Origin of the sequence: Proteus sp. fly-1013, from assembly GCF_040140245.1 — a bacterium.
GTDB lineage: Bacteria > Pseudomonadota > Gammaproteobacteria > Enterobacterales > Enterobacteriaceae > Proteus > Proteus mirabilis_B.
Genome location: NZ_JBEEWD010000008.1, coordinates 108360 through 128430, shown reverse-complemented (window position 1 = coordinate 128430; position 20071 = coordinate 108360). Strand labels below are relative to the sequence as shown.

The 20071-nt window shown below is 39.3% G+C and carries 14 protein-coding genes and 3 pseudogenes; 4 read left to right on the top strand and 13 right to left on the bottom strand.

The window, feature by feature from the left end:
* The first annotated feature begins 443 nt into the window (after window positions 1–443).
* The gene (gene umoC / locus ABN236_RS15610) at window positions 444–848 is read left to right on the top strand and encodes a lysozyme inhibitor LprI family protein (RefSeq protein WP_075670928.1); all 405 of its coding nucleotides are present in this window, start codon (window positions 444–446) and stop codon (window positions 846–848) included.
* Between the two features lie 123 nt (window positions 849–971).
* Here the strand turns inward: umoC and ABN236_RS15605 are convergent, their stop codons facing one another.
* From ABN236_RS15605 to ABN236_RS15585, 5 genes are all read right to left on the bottom strand, one after another.
* On the bottom strand, window positions 972–1676 hold the full coding sequence (locus tag ABN236_RS15605) for a LutC/YkgG family protein (protein WP_088494991.1): 705 nt from the start codon (window positions 1674–1676) through the stop codon (window positions 972–974).
* A gap of 1 nt (window position 1677) precedes the next feature.
* The gene (locus tag ABN236_RS15600; RefSeq protein ID WP_075670932.1) at window positions 1678–3099 is read right to left on the bottom strand and encodes a LutB/LldF family L-lactate oxidation iron-sulfur protein; all 1422 of its coding nucleotides are present in this window, start codon (window positions 3097–3099) and stop codon (window positions 1678–1680) included.
* A 12-nt stretch (window positions 3100–3111) separates the two neighbouring features.
* Window positions 3112–3831 (bottom strand): (Fe-S)-binding protein, encoded by a 720-nt coding sequence (locus tag ABN236_RS15595; RefSeq protein ID WP_023581576.1) that lies wholly within the window; start codon window positions 3829–3831, stop codon window positions 3112–3114.
* 119 nt (window positions 3832–3950) lie between these two features.
* A complete protein-coding gene (locus ABN236_RS15590) occupies window positions 3951–5477 on the bottom strand; it encodes an L-lactate permease (RefSeq protein WP_102949478.1) in 1527 nt (508 codons plus the stop codon).
* A gap of 1812 nt (window positions 5478–7289) precedes the next feature.
* Window positions 7290–8840 carry a methyl-accepting chemotaxis protein gene (locus tag ABN236_RS15585; RefSeq protein ID WP_349474368.1) on the bottom strand — a complete coding sequence of 517 codons (1551 nt, stop codon included), beginning with the start codon at window positions 8838–8840 and terminating at the stop codon, window positions 7290–7292.
* 507 nt (window positions 8841–9347) lie between these two features.
* Here ABN236_RS15585 and ABN236_RS15580 point away from each other — a divergent pair.
* Window positions 9348–9929: a histidine phosphatase family protein gene (locus tag ABN236_RS15580; protein ID WP_349474367.1), complete on the top strand. Its 582-nt coding sequence runs from the start codon at window positions 9348–9350 to the stop codon at window positions 9927–9929.
* 119 nt (window positions 9930–10048) lie between these two features.
* Entirely contained in the window at window positions 10049–10936 is an 888-nt protein-coding gene (locus ABN236_RS15575; RefSeq protein ID WP_349474366.1) for a PhzF family phenazine biosynthesis protein, read from the top strand.
* 243 nt (window positions 10937–11179) lie between these two features.
* Here ABN236_RS15575 and ABN236_RS15570 read toward each other — a convergent pair whose 3' ends face one another.
* A complete protein-coding gene (locus tag ABN236_RS15570; RefSeq protein ID WP_349474365.1) occupies window positions 11180–11518 on the bottom strand; it encodes a leucine-rich repeat domain-containing protein in 339 nt (112 codons plus the stop codon).
* Between the two features lie 331 nt (window positions 11519–11849).
* On the opposite strand from ABN236_RS15570, the gene ABN236_RS15565 reads away from it, so the two are divergent.
* Window positions 11850–12518 carry a YidX family protein gene (locus ABN236_RS15565; protein ID WP_349474364.1) on the top strand — a complete coding sequence of 223 codons (669 nt, stop codon included), beginning with the start codon at window positions 11850–11852 and terminating at the stop codon, window positions 12516–12518.
* A gap of 584 nt (window positions 12519–13102) precedes the next feature.
* On the opposite strand, the pseudogene ABN236_RS15560 reads toward ABN236_RS15565, so the two are convergent.
* From ABN236_RS15560 to ABN236_RS15530, 7 genes and pseudogenes are all read right to left on the bottom strand, one after another.
* Window positions 13103–13423: pseudogene (locus ABN236_RS15560) on the bottom strand (TA system toxin CbtA family protein).
* 35 nt (window positions 13424–13458) lie between these two features.
* Entirely contained in the window at window positions 13459–13782 is a 324-nt protein-coding gene (locus ABN236_RS15555) for a type IV toxin-antitoxin system YeeU family antitoxin (RefSeq protein ID WP_239174454.1), read from the bottom strand.
* Window positions 13783–13794: 12 nt separating this feature from the next.
* Window positions 13795–14265 carry a RadC family protein gene (gene radC / locus ABN236_RS15550; RefSeq protein WP_349474363.1) on the bottom strand — a complete coding sequence of 157 codons (471 nt, stop codon included), beginning with the start codon at window positions 14263–14265 and terminating at the stop codon, window positions 13795–13797.
* A 70-nt stretch (window positions 14266–14335) separates the two neighbouring features.
* A pseudogene (locus ABN236_RS15545) lies at window positions 14336–14485 on the bottom strand (DUF932 domain-containing protein); the annotation flags it as partial.
* Window positions 14460–15320: pseudogene (locus ABN236_RS15540) on the bottom strand (hypothetical protein); the annotation flags it as partial. The pseudogenes ABN236_RS15545 and ABN236_RS15540, both read right to left, overlap by 26 nt.
* 434 nt (window positions 15321–15754) lie before the next feature.
* Window positions 15755–19069: an NERD domain-containing protein gene (locus ABN236_RS15535; RefSeq protein WP_349474362.1), complete on the bottom strand. Its 3315-nt coding sequence runs from the start codon at window positions 19067–19069 to the stop codon at window positions 15755–15757.
* A complete protein-coding gene (locus ABN236_RS15530) occupies window positions 19066–19854 on the bottom strand; it encodes an AbiJ-NTD4 domain-containing protein (RefSeq protein WP_349474361.1) in 789 nt (262 codons plus the stop codon). Before ABN236_RS15530 ends, ABN236_RS15535 begins: the two co-directional genes overlap by 4 nt.
* Between the last annotated feature and the right edge of the window lie 217 nt (window positions 19855–20071).

Sequence of the window (20071 nt, the reverse complement as noted above, 5' to 3'; positions counted from 1 at the left end):
CCACTGGTCGTTTTTAGGCAAAAATTTGCCAATAAGAATGGTATGAGATTACTGCAAAAAAAGTTGATTTTCTATTGCGATGATAAGAAAAAAATAGCCAAAATTAAAAGGGTAGTTTTTTTCTCTATAAGAAATTTTGCAATTTTATCAACAAAAAACAAAGTTGAAGTAATAAACCTCTATTTTAAAAGCTATTGGCTGAGTTTTAATCTATTGATGTTGTGTTAAATAACATTTTTGCAATAAAAAAATAAGCAAAATAGATTTAAATAAAAAAGACATTAATAATATTTTCTTATTATTGCTCGATTGAAATTTAAATTTATCGAGTAAGATACGATATATCCTAAAATGATGTCGTTCGCACTAATAGATGTGATATTAGTTATTTTATACATTATGTTGAATATAAATTTTATTATAAATTCCTATAAGGAGTTCGCGTGAAGATAAGTTTATTTCTGATCTCTTGTAGCTTACTTACAGTTAGCTTTTTTTCTTCGGCACAAGGCAAATACGATCCTTTGGCAAAATGTTATGAAGTGACAGCAAACGAGCCGAGAACAGCCGTACAAGCTTGTTTACTGGATGAACTAAAACTGACAGAACAGCAGATGAATGTCATTTATGACAAAAGTAAGAGTGATCTTGAAGATACTGATTCTGTTGCAGCCAAAAGTGCCATTGATGCATTAGCCAGTTCTCAACAGCATTTTATTCAATTTAGAAGCGCTGAATGTCAACGACAATCCGCATTATTAATGGGCGGATCAGGGGCTGGAGATGTTTTACTCGCATGCGAAATAAAATTAAATCAATGGAGAGCAAAAATTTTATTGAATAATTAATTAGCGAATAATAGAGAAAAACCCAAAAGCAATTAACTTATCTTTTGGGTTTAATTTAGGAGTCAATGATTGACTCTGACTGTTAGTTATTTTGTTATCGTTTTAACGTTATTTTATCTTGAATTAGCAATCTTCAATAATAAGATAAGCCGCATGAACAGGGCCATGAACCCCCCATACTTTAATCAATTCAATATCAGCGGTAGAACTTGCACCACCAATTAAATTGATACAAGACGGCATTCTTACGCCTTCTTGCGCCATTTTATGTAAACGTTCAGCAATTTGAGCCACTCGAGGCAAGATATCGCTTTTACGCAGGATAACAATTGAGGTTTCCGGTAATAAACTAACGGCACGCCCTTTTTCTGGAGACGAAAATAAAACAATCCCACCAGATTCCGTTAAGCCTGCTTCAGCATAAACAATCCCGATTTGCGAGCGTTCAGCATGAACAATGTTTTCACGTCCAAGAGCTGGGTCCCAAATATAGGTTTCGTATTTTTCGCTAACTGCTTTTGTGACTCCTAGCGCATCTAAACGCTCATCACCACTGATTACCACCGAACCTTTACAATCATAACTTTCACAGAGTTCAATTAGGCTATTAATAACTTCATCAGGTTTGCTAACAACACATTTCACCATTTGAGTCTGTGCAAAGTCAGTAAACTCTTTGCATAGTTCATCTTGAGTTAAATGAGTTAAGCGAGTTTTCGCTAAATCATTAATCGGCGTAGGTTGTGGTTGTGGCTTATGCGCGATAGGACGCCCTAATTTTTCAGCAATAGTTTGCAGAAATTCATTACGGTTTTGTTCGTTTAACATATTATTTTTTTCCTTCTGCTTTATGGCGTTTAAACCAACTACGGAAGCTATAACCATCCGGTTTAGGGAGATCACGAGACTCCATCCAATCATTCAGAACACTGATTTTGATTGGTGTAGAGCCATTTTTGATCATTAATCCCGCCATTTTCGCACCGACATTCATACCCACTTTCCAAAGGGCAGGGTGTGAATTGAGGTAGTTAAACATACCCGTGACTCGACGCTCCGCTTTTGGTGTAAGGCCTGTTTCTGCCATCACTCGGCGATGTTTTAAAATCAGTTGAGCTAAAGGAATTTTAACTGGGCAAACCACATTACAAGCGTTACATAATGAACATGCATAAGGGAGATCGTGGAAATCTTTATAACCCCCTAATAGTGGAGAAATTACTGCTCCAATTGGACCTGGATAAATTGAGCCATAAGCATGGCCACCAATATTACGATAAGCAGGACATGTATTTAGGCAAGCACCACAACGAATACAACGCAAAATATCTTTAAATTGTGAGCCTAAAATTTCAGAACGCCCATTATCCACAATCACTAAATGGAACTCTTCAGGGCCATCAACATTGCCTGCTTCACGAGGCCCTGTCACCCAAGTGTTATAACTGGTTAAACGTGAGCCAACGGCACTACGACATAACATGGTTATCAGTGGATCGACTTCTTCAAAAGTAGGAGCTACACGTTCCATACCCATAACGGCTATATGGGTTTTAGGTAATGTTGTGGTCATCCTTGCATTACCTTCATTAGTGACTAAACAGACAGTGCCTGTTTCAGCTACGGCAAAGTTACAGCCGGTGACACCAATATCAGCAGAAAGGAAATCTTGTCTTATGCGTTGTCTAATGAAAAGTGTCATATCTTCAGGCGTTTCACTGCCTTCATAATTGAGTTTTTCATTTAACACTTTGCGAATTTGATAACGGTCTTTGTGGATCGCCGGAACCACAATATGAGACGGTGGATCGTTATCTAATTGAAGAATATATTCGCCGAGGTCAGTCTCGATGATCTCAATGCCTTCATTTTGTAAGGCTTTATTCATCCCAATTTCTTCGGTGACCATGGATTTAGATTTTACAATCTTCTTCGCATTTTTCTTCTTGGCAACTTCACAGATATAACGAGAGGCATCTTCTGCTGTTTTAGCAAAATAGACATGGCCTCCATTTTCAGTCACTTTTTCAGACAATTGATAGAGATAAGCATCTAAGTTTTCAAGAACATGGTTACGGATTTGTTCAGCGCGATCACGCCACTCTTCCCAATTACCCAGCTCCTTCACCATGATTTGACGGTTAGCCCCAATACGTTCTTGCGCCATAACAACCGCATTACGCATGATCGTGTCTTTCATTTCATGTTCTAGACGAGGTCTGAAATCTATATCACTGGTTTTGATAGACATAAGCAGGCTCCCTTATTGGCTCATTAAAACTTGTGCAATATGCAACACTTTTACAGGACGCTTTTCACGACTTAAACGACCTTGAATGTTGATCAAGCAGCTTGTATCGGCACCAATGACATAATCAGGGCTCACATCCATAATATGTTTTACTTTTTCAGTCACCATTTCGCCTGAAATTTCAGACATCTTCACGGAGAAGGTACCCCCAAAGCCGCAGCAGGTTTCTGAATTTGCAAAAGGCAACATTTCAAGACCTTCAACATGTTTTAACAGCGTTAAAGGCTCACTTACGACACCCAGCTTTCTGGTTAAACTGCATGATGGGTGATAAACCGCTTTACCCGGAAGGCGAGCGCCAACATCAACAACGCCAAGGGTGTTAACAATAAAACTGGTTAAATCAATAAGGCGATCGGCAACACTTTGTGCCCGTAATGCCCATTGCGGTTCATCAGCAAGATAAGTTGGATAACCTTTAATGGCATAAGTACAAGAGCCGGCGGGTGAAATAATGGGATAGTCGTTTACTTCCAATGTTTCAATTAACGATTTCATGGCAGGTTTTGCGTTATTGACATAACCGCTATTAAGCGCTGGCTGACCACAGCAACCTTGGCGTTCTTGAAATAAGACTTCACAGCCTAATTTTTCAAGTAACAAGACGGTGTCTCGAGCTGAATCTGCTTTCAGCACATCACCAAGACAGGTCGCATAAAAATTAACTTTCATTAATCGAACTCCAAAACATCGCTCAGATGTTGTCATTTTTACTAAAGATAAAATTCTTTTATTGCTTCGTTATAAGAGGAAAGGGGAGTGGAGTAAGCACGCCCCCATTTCCTTATTAATTAGTTCATTAGGTGATAAATAATGCCGATCTTCGCCCCAAGAATAACGATATAGGCGATACAGTATTTTAAAGTTTCACGCATAATGGCACTGCTTTGACCGTCCATTTTTGTCGCTGAAACAGCAATGGCGATACTTTGAGGTGAGATCATCTTACCGCCCGTTGCACCAGAGGTATTGGCAGCCGCCAGAATGAATGGATCAATATTAAGTTTAGCTGCTGCGCTGGTTTGTAACTTACCAAACAGCACGTTAGAGTTGGTGTCACTACCTGTTACAAAGGTTCCTAATGCACCGATCACCGGAGCAATAAAGATAAATCCTGCACCCGTGAAATCGACTAAGGTTTCAGCGATACTGCCAATCATGCCACTGAAATCCATAACAGTTGCCATCGCTACGATTGCCGTGATAGCAATAATGGAATTTTTCAGTTGGATAGTGGTTTTAACCAAAACAGAGATAAGTGTTGAAACACTTGCACCTTGAATGGTGCCACCCACAAAGCTTGCGAGAATAATCAATACACCCGGAGTACTTAACCAAGCAATAGTTTGATATTCCGTTTGTGTTTCACTTAATACAAATGGGATCTTTGTGGAAATCGCGCCCGCCATACTTTGGATCGCAGGGAATAAAGGTGAGCACGCTAAGATAAAGATAAAGGTAAACAGATAAATAGAACTTGCTACTAACAACTCTTTCCCAGTGTGCTTTTTGACATTTTTTTGTTTGTCACCACTGTTTTTCATGCGTTTAGCAAGAAAAATCACCACAATTAAGCTGACTAAACTACCTGCAAACGCTGGTAATTCAGCACCTAAATTAGCAGCAACGATATATTGAGGGATTAGTGTACTGATACCACACATTAAGGTAATAAATCCGACACCTTTAATCGCTTTAATTCCGCCACCCGCAATGGCAACAATAACGAAAGGCAACAGGATATTGAATAATCCCAACTGAATAATAATGGTTTTACTCAGTACTAATACATCAAGCCCTGTGTTTTGAGCCAAAATAGAAACTGGAATACCTACAGCACCAAAAGCAGTAGGAACAGTATTGGCAACTAAAGAGGCAACGGCGGCTTTAAAAGGATCAAATCCAAGCGCAATTAAAATACCGATAGGAATGGCAACGGCAGTACCATAACCCGCAACCGCTTCAAGAAAACCACCAAAACACCATGAGATAAGCAGAACTTGCACTCGCTTATCATCACTAATGCCAGCCAGTACATCTTTAAGTACATCCATGCCACCTGTTTTTAGCATTAGGTTATAACTATAAATAGCAGCAAGAATAACAATGATTATCGGCCACAATCCTTTAACTGCACCATAAAGGACAGAGACCGAAGCAAATTGAATGGTGTTGTTCCAATGGAAAATAGCAAGTGCAACAGTTATCACTAAAGACACAAGCACTGCATGGTGAACGGCTGATTTCATTTTTAAGATCATAAAAATCAAAACCGCTAAAGGCACAATGCCTAATAAGAATGATAGATAGTCTGACATGATTATTTTTATCCTTAAGTTTGCAATTTTTATCGTTTATAACTGCGTTGGCAAACCTATAAGTTGGTCATTATATAATTGTGTAGGGTACTAGGTTTTATTAATGCTCTACTTTGCTGAAACGATAAATCATAAATTAAAAAAGATAGTTACTAACCTAAACAATGAAAAATATCATCACTTAGGAAATTGTCAGGTTAGATTAGTTGGCTATTGTAGGGAATATTTATTGAGATGTAATAGAATAAAATCAATTGTGTGACAAATATAAAAAAATTCCTTTTTTCTCATTATTTGCTTGTTAATTGTCGTGTTTTTTGATGTTTGTCAATGTAATTGGATTGCTAATGTTGTTATCAGATTGGTTTTTGATGAAAAAAAGAGCGATATTAATGGTTTTAGCTATGTAATAAAAAAATGAACTTAAGTCTAAAATGCCATTTTTGATGATAAAAATAGCTATCAATGATTAAAATATACATTAATTAAATTAATGAATTATTTTGGTGCTCATTCTATTAACAAACAGACTGAAAATTTTTTATTTTAATATTTAAGTATTCTAAAATTTATTTTTTTAATTGATTTTAGTTTTTATTGTTTTATTTCTTTTGTTTTTTCTTTCTTATTTTTAATTTTTAGTTTTATTTTATTTTTAATATCTATCATTGGTTTTTTTTGTGGTTTTTTACATTTTAGTTTATTTTGTTTTTTTTCTGCTTTTCATTTTTCATCGATTTTTTTTAATCTTTAAAATATCATGGTTTTTCTTTATTTTAGTCAGTAGATATTTTTGTTTTCTATGGAAATATAATTCTTTAATATTTATTTTTTTATTTAAAATTTAATTAAATAATTTTAATTATACAAATTTGATATTTTTATAATAAATGTTTAAATAAATTAAAATATGTTTTTATCATCAATGATTGACTTCTTTTCAGCTCTATAGTCGTGCAGTTGCTAGGTTTTTCACTAATATTAATTGTAATACAAATCAGCTAGATAATGAAAATATAATGAGTGAGATAAATAGTAGATGAGAATAGTTCTTTCTAACTTTATGTAACTAAAGGTATAGGTAAAGTGATCTTGATCGTATCGGTAAAAGTGAAAATCTTATTTTTGTTCTTTTTTACATTTCAGAAATGTATGAAATAAATTATTTCTAATAATAGAAAAATATTTATTTAAGGATATTTTTTGTTTTTTTTAAAGTGTTTAAATTGACTGTTATAGAACAAAGGTAGGAAGTGAAATATTTTTGAAGTTATTGCCTCATTTTTCGATGAGGTATTAATTTCACCTTGATAATTGTCATACAAATATAGAAGGGAAAATAGGTGACTAAAAAGTGAGTTTGTCGATAATTATTTTTGTTTTAACTACGTAATAATCTCTAGCGAAATGTTTTCTTTAGCGAGTGAGTGTATTGCTGTCTGTTTTAAGCTCTATAATCTTGTCTCACAATAAGTGATATTACCCTGAGATTATTATGGGAACATAAATAGTGAAAAGATTATTTTCGTCATTAAATAGCCCTGTTTTGATAACGGAAATCAGCGATTATGTTAGCAATGTTTTAGGATTTAACATTTGACGCTGTCCATTACCTCTGAAATAAATTGGCAAATACAAACAGTTTGTCTGATATTGGTAAAATTGTTTACATTTTATTACCAGCGTTGTTACAGATAAAAAAAAGAACCAAAGTGTGAGCTAGGTTCCTTTTTTAGCCAGCAAGCGTTATTTTTAAGACCACTCTTTTATCTTATCGAGTGGCCTTGATATATAAGTTAATGCAAAAGTGAATTAGGGGCGACTGATCTGGAAGTAATTCACTAATTTATTCAGATTAAGCGCTTGTTCATTAAGTGAGCTTGCAGCGGCTACGGATTCTTCTACTAATCCCGCATTCTGCTGAGTTGTTGAATCAAGCTGACTAATAGCATTATTGATTTGCGATATACCATCGCTTTGCTCATTACTTGCTTGCCCAATTTCTCGTAATAATGCGCTGATCTCTTCAACATCCGTGATCATTTTTTGAATTTGTGAGCCAGCTTGCTCAACTAATTCCATTCCTTCTTGTGTTTGAGTTGATGAATTATCGATAAGAGTACGTATATCATTAGCGGAGTCTGCACTTTTTTGTGCCAAGAGTCTGACTTCGCCAGCAACAACAGCAAAACCTTTACCGTGTTCACCCGCTCTTGCGGCTTCTACAGCAGCATTTAGTGCAAGAATATTTGTTTGGAAAGCAATGGCATCAATTAAGTTAATGATATCTGTCATTTGAGATGATGAGCTATTAATTGCTCGCATTTTTTCAGTTAGCTGAAGCATCATTTCGCCATTATGGTGTACGGCAATTTCAGTTTTTTCAGCGACATTAATCGCATCATGTGTATGATCTGCGGTGTTTTTAACAGTTGAGGTCATTTGCTCCATTGAGCTTGCGGTTTCTTCTACTGATGTTGCTTGTTCTTCTGTTCTTGCCGCTAAGTTTTGGCTACCAGCAGTAATTTGCTCTGCCGCTGACGAAATATTTTCAGCGCCATTTTGTACATTTTGCACAACATCTAATAGATGCATTTTCATTTCTGCAAGGGCTTGTAATAATATCCCCGCTTCATCATGATAATCAGTATTCACTTCTTGTGTTAAATCCCCATTTGCAATGGCTTTTGCAAAGTTGATTGCTTTCTCTAATGGGAGAGTAATACCTTTAGTAATAAACCACCCCAAAATACTGCCGACAACAATACTGACAAGCGTTAATAATACTAAAAATATCCTTTTTTCAATAAAATCACGTTCAACAGCATCGCCTGCTTCTTCCATCTTTTGATTTTGTAATTCGATAAATTCTAATATCTTATCGCGATACTCTAACTGAATAGCGGAAGTTTTTGTGATCAGTTCATTGACTGCGGCGTGTCTGTTATTTTCATTAAATGCCTTCACCACAAAGTTTTGAGAGGTTATATATTGCTGACGAATATCATAAACTTCAGCTAAGATTTTTTTTGACTCAGCATCATGTGTGGTTTCGTCTAACTCTTTCAGCAATTGTGCAACTTTAGCGGTGATCTCTGCTTTTTTGCTCTCTTGCTCAGCCGCTAGGCTTCCTTGCTCATCAAGCATAGTGAGTTGCTGGAATATAATAAACTCATTGAAATTATTGATCAGCAAATTGGCTCTGACGGTGGCGGGGTAAATATCATCAACAACATCATGAATATCTTGATTCGCACTGTTTAAACCCATTAATGCGAAACTGGAACCCAACATAATTAACATCACAAAAGTTGTAAATGCGATAGTTAACTTTATACGAATTTTAAAGTTTTTAAAGAACATGTTTAACCCTGGATAAATAATAATTAATAAGTATTGGTAACTTATTTAAGAACAAACAGTATCGGTAAGCAGTGACAGAACTTTAGTCATTAAACTAAATAAAGGGAGATAAAAAGGCTTGCATTGATTTTTAACACACTATTTTTATTGTTAAAAAGAGATCTCCTCCCTTTTTTTATCTAAATGTGCTTAGTATTTAAGTTTCATTCAACTTTATAAAACTAGACGGAAAGTAATGAAAAATTAAAGAGATCCTTTATTTTCCGTTAACAATTGTTTGATTGATTTTAATATTTGTTAATTAATCTTGAGATGTTTAGAAGGTAGAATAAAGGTAAAGAGATTATAAGAGTGACTAGATGCACGCTATCTAAGACTCGCTCACCTCTGAAATACTTTTGGTTATGATAGACTGGGTGACTTAAAACAGGTGAGTTTATGGTTAATGTTAGATGTTTTTTAACATCCCATATTTCTTATACTCAATCGACTTAAAGGTAACGCTGTATGCGCAGTGTATTTATATTTTTGAGCATATTTATTTTAGGATTTAGTCATATGGCGTATTCCGATCAAACACTTGTCTTTATAAGACATGGTGAAAAACCTGATAATGATAGTGGGCAGTTGACCTGTAAAGGATTAAATAGAGCATTAGCCCTACCTGATGTGCTTATAAATCAATTTGGCAAACCTGATGCATTATTTGCAGCCGCACCTAAACAAAGTAAATTAGGTAATTCATTACGTTCACTTCAAACGATTTCGCCTCTCGCCATTAAAACCTCATTGCCTATCCATCTTCAATATCATGCTAAAGAGATAAAAGAGTTACGCGAAGATCTGCTCAGTCAGCAATATGAAAATTCAGTTATTTTTATTGCATGGGAGCACGACAACTTAGTCAAAGTTGCACGAGATATCATGAAACAAGAGGGTGGAGATCCTAAATTAATCCCTAAATGGAAAAGGAGTGATTTCGATAGTATCTATATCTTAAAGATTATCCGAGAGGGCGATAAGAAAAGCGTCATATTTGAACAAAGAGCGCAAGGGTTAGATAGCGTATCGGAAGTTTGCCCTAATTAATGGGTATCTTATCTAACACTAAAAAAACAAGATATTTAAATAGAGTTATATAAGATAGATTTAGAACACTCTATTTTTACACACAAATTTAATGCTATTTGAAGCAATGCGGGAAAAATATGCAAAATGCAGTTATACGCTCAGTAGAGCATGAGATCAAAGTACACCTTATAAACTCATTTACTCGAAACAATAAAGGTGGTAATCCTGCTGGCGTAGTACTTAATCCCCCTCAATTAAGTGATGAACAGAAAATTGCTATCGCTAAAGAAGTTGGCTTTTCTGAAACGGCATTTGTTTATCAAGGTGAAGAGACTGATTTTAAGGTTGATTTTTTTACTCCTGAAGGAGAAGTTGATTTCTGTGGTCATGCTACATTAGCGGTCTTTTTCACTTTATCTTCACTCAACTTATTGGCTTCCGGCAATTACACACAAAAAACGAAAGCAGGTATTTTAAGCGTAGCGATTGATACTGAAAATGTTGTTATGGAGCAAACACTACCTGTTTCACGACAAGCTCCAAGTGTCGATGCTGTGGCTGCTGCGCTGGGAATAAATCGCGAAGTTATCTTAGAAACAGGCTTACCCATTGAGATATTTTCAACAGGACTACCCGATATTCTGATCCCTGTGCCATTTGGGCAATTAGATACGCTAAAACCTAATTTTGATGCAATAGCAAATCTAAGTCGTGAATTTAATACTATCGGCTTTCATGTTTTTGAGCTTAGCCAAGATAAGGAAATTACCGCTCATTGTCGCAACTTTGCGCCTTTATATGGTATCAATGAAGAGTCTGCAACAGGGAGTTCTAGTGGCGCTTTAGGCTGTTATCTTGTTAAGCATGTTTTCCCTCATAAAACACATTTTCTATTAGAGCAAGGGCGTGCAATGCAATGCTCCTCTCTTATTCACGTTATTATTGATTCAACAGAAAATACAATTAGCCGAGTGAGAGTGGGTGGAAAAGCAACAACGATAGGCTTAAAGATTATTACTCTTTAAATCACTTGCGGTATTTTATATCAAGTTATTCTTAATAGGCTCTAGTGTAAAAGTTAGAGCTTTAATGCTTTAAAATATTTATATAAAAACAATGCATCCATTGTCTCTTAGTTTTCTATTCTTCATTAAATAGATTTCACGAGCATTGCTTAAATTTGATATAACACCTGATATATTAGTAACTTTGTTATTATAAAGCCGTAATTCTTTTATCGATTTTAAAGCAATATAGCTTTTAAGGATTTATTTTAAGTTATTATCAGTTGCATTTAAATATAATAGATTGCTGAGTTCTGATAATGCATATTGTAATTTCTCAAGGTTATTATCATTGAGATAAAGAAATTGTAATTCTTTTAATTTTCCTATCTCATCAATAATATGGTTGATTTTATTATTCCCTAAATCAAGCATCTGAAGCTGAGAGAGTTTTTCTATTTCGATAGGAATATGGGCTAATTGGTTATTATAAGCACTAATTACAGTATAAAGAGAAGGTGATGTAATAAAAGAGTCTATTTCTTTATGGTCAGCTGAGTCTAAGTTTAATTCTGATTTTGATGTTGAGTGCTGATGTAACATTTATATTCTCATTATCTTAAGCCGTTTACGTGCAGTGATTGGTTAGTTTGTTTTTTTATCATCACATTGTCATTTTAAAGAAAATGGACAATAGAATGAAGATAAATAAATTATAAATGATGACTCATTTTCTGATTTATCTCTTCGTTAAAATATTTTTGATTATGGAGATGGCGGAATTTAAAATTACGTATTTTATAGTATTTAATAAGTGTTATTTATTTTTAGGATTTAGTCATATGGCGTACTCAGATTAAATGACTAGTATGTTATAGGTAGGTATTCGCTTATAAAATTAATAATTTTTGATTTGAATAAAAGGATTTTCTCTATGTTTAAAAGGTACAATATCAAATTAACCATGGTTAGATTAATAAGTATTTCACTTATTTGTTCTATACTATCAGGCTGTTTCTCATTTGGTTTATTATATACTACTGGCCGTGATCCGGAATATCAGAAATCTAATTGGGGTTCAGATACTATTATCGCTCTTTCGTTAGCGAATGATATTAATGGAAATACTGGGTGGGTATTTGTTGGGGAAAATTTTGACTACTTACTGAGTAGTGGCGTTGATAATATGGTAAGTATGTTGAAAGATCCGGTTATATTCCGAGACAGAATTATCGTTGAACAACAAGCTCAATTTGTTATTGATCCAAAAAGAAAAGAGTTTTCGGGAAGAATGGAACTTAATTATCATTGCACTGAAGAAAAGGATAAAATGGCAATCATAAAATACGGTTTTTCATGTAATGATAATACAAAGATGTGTTCAATATTAATACAAAATTTAGTCGGTACTATACATAAAAAAAATAAAGAGCAAGATATAACCTATTTAATGCAATTCTATCACCCATTCAAAGTTGAGTTTTACCAATATAAGCAGAATTTTTTTGGTCCAAGATCTGCTCGAGTATTACTGCCAGTAACATTAGCGTTGGATATTGTGACATCACCTTTGCAGTACCTGTATTTTACAACTAAAAGATAATTGGGTAGGTAGTTATTGTGAATATAGCTTGAACGTCGAACTTTGGCTTTAAGCTAAGTATATTCAAAGGTTATACCCTTTATTTTTCTCTTTTTAAAAATTCCAATAAAAAAAATGGGTTATTTATTGGTATCTTTTATAAGGTAAAAGTGGTTAAACCTTGCTAGCACCTTGCTTTAGCTCATTTTTTTATAATAATGCTATTGTTCACTGCCGCATAGGCAGCTTAGAAAATCGTATATTTGCTCTTCATAGCCAACAAACAGTTCACTGCCACGTAGGCAGCTTAGAAATTCGGTAAAAAAGTACCTAAGATGACTGGATTTAATTAGGTGACATCAGACTACGCCAGCCCTGAAAAGCCCGCAACTCATTGAGTTAGCAGGTTTTTAGGTCTTCTTTGGACGTCCTTAGAAGATAATTTGGTGGGCTGGCGGAGTCTGAATTGGTTATGTAATTCATTGAATTTACTTTGGTAACTACTAGTTCAACTTTTCGCTGGTGCCTATATAGGTGCCTAAAAGTTTTTTCACCCTATTTTGATGAGTAAAAGGAAGAGAGATAGGGAAGGAGACTGACACTATTTAAGTGCTCATTATCCCTGTAGCTCGCCTTGCTCTGAGAATATCGGTAACGCTGAGGAATGGCGTATGATCCTGCCATGAAATTCACTTCCGGTCGATGCGTACCAGTTCATAACGTTTCACTAGAAAATTCACCGCATCGGCAAGCGTTATTCCTGCGTCGATATACTCCTCAATGGCCGTGTTGTCATGGAATGGCGTGTCGTTAAGCGTCAGTCCGTAATGGTGCTCCAGCAGATACGTTAGCAGTTGCTGCCAAATCTGCACAGGAGACAGACGTGACGAAACCGGCACCGTGGCCGGTACAGTTGAAATGTGCATAAATGACTCCTGATAAAAGTAGAAAAGAGAAGGTGTTAATCGGTTGGATAAACAGTGAGGTAAACGTAGCCGCAGCTGCCACGAGTATCAGCTATGCAGGTTAAACCCGTAAGATGAATGATCACCTGATGTTGCTGCTGTGGATTTAGCTCACCGGAACGCAGCATTGATTCCAGTTGATCTATAAACAGCGGGAAAGTCTGATCCAATTTCTGCAGTTGCTCCGGGGTAAAGCCCCCCGTCAACCCAGCCCTGTCAGCCAGGTAATGCAGCCGATTACCCTCCTGAATCAACCTTGCTCCAAACCGTGGGGTGATATCGCTTTGTAGCCCCCATTCCTGAGATGGTGTTAATGACATGAATACCCCCGTTTAAAGCAAACCCTGCTCGGCAAAAGAGACCACTTCGTTTCCAACAACGAGATGATCCAGCACGCGCACTTCCACCAGTGCCAAGGCTTTCACGATCCGCTGAGTAATATGTTTGTCCTGCTGGCTGATTTCCGTCGTACCGGACGGATGGTTATGAGCAAGGATGACCGCTGCGGCATTGTACTTGAGGGCCAATTTAACAACTTCGCGGGGATGTACCTCTGTATGGCTGAGCGTGCCAGTAAAAAGTATTTCTCGCTCCAGCAAACAGTGCTGGTTGTCGAGATACATCACGATAAAAACTTCACGCTCCTGATGAGCCATCTGTAACTGAAGCCAGGTTTGGGTGAAGCTGGTGGAGGTAAATGGCTTACTCGGCTGACGCTGGTATTTTTCCAGCAATCGTAATGCTCGCCGAATAACTTGCTGCTCATTTGCAGGAAATACCGGGGATAAATTGAATACAGACATATTTGCTCCTTAAAACAAAAAGCCTCGCCGGTTTATTGGCAAGGCCTGAGGGAAGGGATAATAAAAAGGTTCATGAGGCAAGCTGCAGCATATTTTCAGCCATCACCCATAGAGCGCGATTGAGCTTTACATCTCCGTCGATACCTTTTACCGCACGGGTTTGAGCACGCTTACCTTTCGTCGTTCGTCCCGATATCAAGCATTGCTGTAGCCGACGGTACTGGCTCATAGCCAGTATCAACATAAATAGCTACTGTCCGGTCAAGCGCATCCGTTCCAACAGTATCATCAAAGAGCGCCTGAACGATTCGAGTCTTCCCAACACCAGACAATCCTGTAATACGAACAGCCTTATTCGTCGAACGGATCAGTGCTCGCATTGGGTTAATTGCTTCATCAATTTTGAGTTTTTGCCCCTTTCCCGATGGTAAAGTAGTGGTTACGCCTGGGGCTGAGATTAAAGTGTCTGTAACACCTTGTGGTGGATTGCTCCAGGCTCCGTAGGGTTGCCAACCGGAATACCCTTGCCCAAGCTTTGCTTTTACCCACAGCATGACTGATGGATGTTGGCGCAACCATTGGATGAGTTTGGAGCGGTCGTAGAAATCAAGATGAAGATAACTTTCGTTAGGAGCATCTTTTACTGCATCCCTCATCGCTTTGAGACGATCCTTCTTTCCTGACGGCGAGCAATCATCACCCAGGCTGACAATGATGTAACTGCCTTGGTTTCTGGCTTGTTCAGAAATGATGGGAGAAAGTGCTTTGCTGGTGCCAATTTCCCTCTCAATTGCAGCCTTAGGCATCTTATGTTTCTTTGCCTGAAAGACTGTATCAGGTCTTACAAGAAAGCCTGCTTTCAGTTGATCAACTGGAACCTGAACATGGATGTCAATTCCTCCGTCAGGGGCTGTAATTGAACCAGACCAATTTACACATGCAGGGCTATGACCATGTATTGCCACTTCAGCTTCTGCTAGCCGAGCTATCAGCTCTTCTAACTGAGTATCGGAGAGCCGAAGTAATTCGTCCTTTTCAATGTCAAAGATTGCCACGCCTTCACCTTAGTAAAAAATTTTTGTCCTGGTTCTTACACTATGGATACACATTCGTGCGCCTCGCACGCTTCAAAGCAAGCTCTGTTTGAGTTTGGGGAGAAACTTGGTGAATAAATGAACCTGCCCCAATATATGCTACAGAAGGCCTTTATCGAACTCGATATTTCACCTTTGAGAAAAGCTTGTTCAAAATAATGTATCGCCGAGCGTATCTGAATTTGTCTTGAGGAAGAGAGACCTAGATTTGAATTCACCGAAAACCGGGTTACTTCCATCTGTACTCCTGAAAAATTGATTGTGTATTAGGTTCGCTTTCGCTGATACACCGAGTAAACCTATCCACTATCAACCGCCTCTCGATAATTGTGGACAAAGAGAACCGGACTAGCGCATTGAATTTTATAATTTTTCGGCATTCAAAGCTGACGCATCTACTTCAAATAACGAATACGGTCTTCAATCTTCTGGATCGCGTTGAGTGCTTCATGACCTAGCTCCTCTTCGTCGCAAAGGCTGCGTAAACGTTGCAGGTCATCGGCGTCACCAAATTGCCCAATCACTTGAATGGAAAAGGAAGCTATGCTCGCCCGATCATTCATTAACCCGTGTTCGTGGTACGTTTTCTGCGACTTATGGTTGGTCAATGCATCACGGCAGATAGCCAGGGCTGTTTTCGGATAGCGCGTTGCAACGTTAACTCTTGCACCATCCGTAGACAACATTCGTGATGTTGAAGACCATAGTGCTCCGGCACTTGCCGTAGCTGAGTAAGTCAGTAACGTAGTCCGCGCATTAAGAGTCTGAGGCGAGGACTCGAGTTCACTATTGTTCAGCTTGTAAGCCCAGTAAGTTAACTCCCCGCAGGCCTGCATAGCTTCATCGATATCGACAGGTGATGTCGTATTGGTAGGAAGTGGAAGGCCCAAAATCCCCATCGCTTCGTGCGCTGCAAAAAAAACTTCGACAGCATCTTGCGGCATGACCGACCTTTTGGCTGGCAACGTAAGCCATGGTTCAATAGCCTCGGAAACTGCTGGGTCACCGAATTTTGCGAGCTGACTAATTAGAGTACTGACAAACAAAACATACTCGGTACTCGCCCCTTTGAGTGACTTGAAGAGGAACTCCTGTTTCTGATCCCTGGCGAGATTGTTTATCTCTTCCCAATAAATGCTGTCATAGGGGTGATCGAATTGTCGAGAGAAGATATTCCATGCTCGCGTCTCGGACTGCGTTCCTGACTCGGAGAACACACTTTCGAGCTCTTTTAAGACCACCGCTCTGTAGTTTTCCTCTTCGGCATCTAGTCCACCTAAACCCTTAAGCGCATCCAAAATCAAAGAGTTCATAAATATGCCCAATTTGTCTATGGAATCTTCTAGTGCCAAGATCATCTTTGCCTTGACGGAATCATCCACATTATTTAAGTGGACACAAAAGTCTATCGTGTCTAGCTGGAGGTGGTAGGGCAAGCTTTTCAGATGTTTAAGAAGATTCAACACACATGGCGCTGCCCATGATGCTTGCTTCGTGAACTTGGTGATTCCGAGAATGACGTAGAGTTCGCTATGCGTGCTCGCTTCCTTCCATGATTTTTTCAAAGCTTCACTAAATTTACCCCCTGGGCTATGGCGAAAACTAAGGCCGCCACTATGGACGAAGGACACAAGCTGCGAAAGCGCTATCTTACGATTAAACACATAGGCTTGGCTAAATGTCTCGTGCCGAAGTTGCACCTTTTTGGCTATTGCTTCTTCATAGAGATCTCGATTGGCTTCGGCAATTTTCTCGTCCATGACGCGACATGCTGTCATGATTTGCTCTAAGTAGACACCCTGCATTAAAAGCCAGCCGATAGCGGGAAGAAAAACTTCGAATTTCGAGAGGATTGGCCGATTAACTCCAGTTTCAATTGAACAGCTATGCCATCCCTCGCCATTTAGTAGGAAGCGCAGTTCAGAAATCTCTGCGATCATTTCGGCAATTATCACATCGAGCTTTGCTTTTACAATACGTCTCGCGGTATCTCCACACTCTCCCCGCACGCAAGACTCGAGGATGCCCCGATCAGTTGTCTTCTCCAAAATATCCCTCAGCGTCGAATCGTCTTCCATCGCGCCGACAATAAGAGTCTTAGAACCAGTGAATCGTGGAGATCGTAGAAAAGCTTGCACACGCTCAGAGTCTGTGCAAGCTACACGAATCGCAGATTCCGCTATGAAGGCATAGAAAAACATTTCATGAGAGAAACTAAGTCTGTGACCGCGCTGTAGCACAAGCCGTGAGTCAAGGATCGCGTGCCGAGTTGTGTCTGTCACGCTTGTTGCATCGCAAAATCTGTCGAACTCTCGAATGGACATACTAAACGCAGTTTGAGAGATTAGTTCTTCTGCAAACCCGGAAAGAGCCCTAATTCCCGCAGTTGCGAAACTGCCTAGGCGCATCCTGGCGACCGTGTCGAATAGAACAAACGTACTTGCCCCGGCAGGCAAAGATGTGGCCGCCTGCCCAATGAGTTCCGCTTCAAGCCCAGAGAGTGCTATCTTAAGTAGGGCTTGGCAGTTCATGAAGTTTTCATCTTCTTGGCTAAGTTTTGCGATCTGTGACTTCAGTGCATGTTGCGGCGGGCGGACTTGAATCTCTTCGACGGGCAAAAGCTCTTGTCTAGCCAATGCACCTTGTGAGGTGATAACGACGCCGGCACCATAGCGTAGTGAAAACGCTTGAATACTGCGTGTCAAAGCAATTTGCAAATGCTCTGGGCATTCGTTGTAGCCATCAATAAACAGGACAATATGCCTTACAAGGAGACGACTTGCTCTCAGCACATCGCGCACGGAAGCGCCGAGTAACATAAGCTCGGCATCAATTATTTTCTGAAGCTTGCACTCGAAGTCTTTGCCTTGGATGTGGATTGGCAGTAAACCAGCCTGCATACATTCTGTGGCGATACGTGCACTCAGCAAGGACTTTCCACATCCTGATGGCCCCCTGATCAGAAGCGCAGATTGCGATGACATCGCCTTCTTTAGAATATTTGATGCCGAAATCAGTTTGTCATCAAGGAGGTATTGGTCTTGTAACAGTCGTGCACCAGTTGGCCCATGATACTCCAAGAAAGCGGATTCATAACAAGCCACTGTTCGCTCCGATATGAGCACAGTTTCATCAATTGCTGCATCTATTCCCGATACGCCTTCAAGGTTTAAATGGGCTGCGAGTGCTTGGCATTGATCTTCACTTAGCAAGGCTCCTGATATTGAACCGAGAGCAATCTTGATCGCATCCAGTCCGCCAGATTTCACCTTGAAGTCACTCGGTGGTAATGAGGAGCCAGATGGAATCGCTGGCGTAATGGCTAATAAGGCGTTGGGATACCCGGAAAGAGTGCCGAATAACTCGACCATTGAATCACGCAATGCATTTTTGGCATCCAACGCTTGAGTGTACCCGTTGCGTAGCTTTCGGCTACCGTACGGTCCGACTTGCGTCCAGCGGCCGTTCACACCTCCCTTGATGGGCAGTGTGTATCCCTTAGCTTCAATAACGAGAGTAGTTGTGGCGGAAAAGACTGCAACATCAACCTGACGCCCGTTAACGTTGAAGTTGGCGAATATGTAGGCCCATCCAGTGCCCTTTTCTAGAATATCGCAAACGGTGACCAAGACATCGCGATCCGAGGCGTGTTCTATCCGTTCCCCGATAAATAGTCGAATGCCGTTCCCATAGTGACGTGCTGTACTCATAAGGTTGAATTACCTGTACGACGCGCTAAATATCGACATAGCACTCCACTCACCCCAACCATCAATTCCGCTTCTTCAAGCTCAGGGGGCTTTTTTTCCATGAGATGCCTGCCGAAGTTGGAGGAGTAGGCCCATGCCTTCTCTACGATCTGATCTACAGGCTTGGGAAAAAGCCCGGGATTTCGCTGGATCAATTGACCAAGCGTGTTCTTACTCCCTATAACGTTTCGCGCCACGCATTCCAGAGTAGCCATCGCATGCTGGATCGCTCCACTAATTTCAGGTTGAGGCCTGCGTGATAGATCCTGCAGAGCCTTGTGTAGCTCATATGCTGCGGTCGTGCGATGCTGCTGGGAGAGTAGTAGTTGTCCTTCTTTCACTGCTATCTCGAAGGCTTCAGTACCTCGCATTTGAATCTTTTGATCGAGAAGCTGCCAACCGATGCCGGCCACCCTAAAATAGCTGTTAACTTCTCCCGAAAAGTCACCGCCCTTGTAAAGAGACTTTTCAGCTAAATGCTCAATGAAATCGTAGACCTCGAACCATTCAAGCTCGTCCATCAGGATTCTGACTTCGTCATCAATATTCGGATACTCTGCCCAGTTGCTCTTATCTGGAGTTTTATAAAGGATGCCGCACAACCTATGATGAAGTTCGCTGGGGGCGAAGCCAGATCGGTAGGCGATAGGCACGATCGTCGCTCTGAGCGATTCTGGCGCTTCGTGTCTGATGCTGATTTCTGCGTCAGGTCTTGAATAACCCTGTCGCCTGGAAAACGAGTCCATAGTTCCTCCTTAACTGTAGCCCCCAAGCTACCATATTCCCATTTAAATTTCTTAGCTGCTGAATCTGGTTTTCGCCGTATTCGGCTGATAATCATGCTGTTAACATTACTATCAAGCTAAGGACATTTTGTGACCTAGCATGATTTTCGCGACTCGCTGTTTGGTGCGCGTTGAGATGTTCGTCCTCGCCACACGCCTTAATTTACAGAGCAGAGTT

Bases quoted from the DNA above. Each gene is read 5' to 3' on its own strand.
- ABN236_RS15605 (WP_088494991.1), bottom strand. From the start codon at position 1,676: ATGTTAAACGAACAAAACCGTAATGAATTTCTGCAAACTATTGCTGAA.
- ABN236_RS15600 (WP_075670932.1), bottom strand. From the start codon at position 3,099: ATGTCTATCAAAACCAGTGATATAGATTTCAGACCTCGTCTAGAACAT.
- ABN236_RS15595 (WP_023581576.1), bottom strand. From the start codon at position 3,831: ATGAAAGTTAATTTTTATGCGACCTGTCTTGGTGATGTGCTGAAAGCA.
- ABN236_RS15590 (WP_102949478.1), bottom strand. From the start codon at position 5,477: ATGTCAGACTATCTATCATTCTTATTAGGCATTGTGCCTTTAGCGGTT.
- ABN236_RS15585 (WP_349474368.1), bottom strand. From the start codon at position 8,840: ATGTTCTTTAAAAACTTTAAAATTCGTATAAAGTTAACTATCGCATTT.
- ABN236_RS15580 (WP_349474367.1), top strand. From the start codon at position 9,348: ATGCGCAGTGTATTTATATTTTTGAGCATATTTATTTTAGGATTTAGT.
- ABN236_RS15575 (WP_349474366.1), top strand. From the start codon at position 10,049: ATGCAAAATGCAGTTATACGCTCAGTAGAGCATGAGATCAAAGTACAC.
- ABN236_RS15570 (WP_349474365.1), bottom strand. From the start codon at position 11,518: ATGTTACATCAGCACTCAACATCAAAATCAGAATTAAACTTAGACTCA.
- ABN236_RS15565 (WP_349474364.1), top strand. From the start codon at position 11,850: ATGTTTAAAAGGTACAATATCAAATTAACCATGGTTAGATTAATAAGT.
- ABN236_RS15555 (WP_239174454.1), bottom strand. From the start codon at position 13,782: ATGTCATTAACACCATCTCAGGAATGGGGGCTACAAAGCGATATCACC.
- radC (WP_349474363.1), bottom strand. From the start codon at position 14,265: ATGTCTGTATTCAATTTATCCCCGGTATTTCCTGCAAATGAGCAGCAA.
- ABN236_RS15535 (WP_349474362.1), bottom strand. From the start codon at position 19,069: ATGAGTACAGCACGTCACTATGGGAACGGCATTCGACTATTTATCGGG.
- ABN236_RS15530 (WP_349474361.1), bottom strand. From the start codon at position 19,854: ATGGACTCGTTTTCCAGGCGACAGGGTTATTCAAGACCTGACGCAGAA.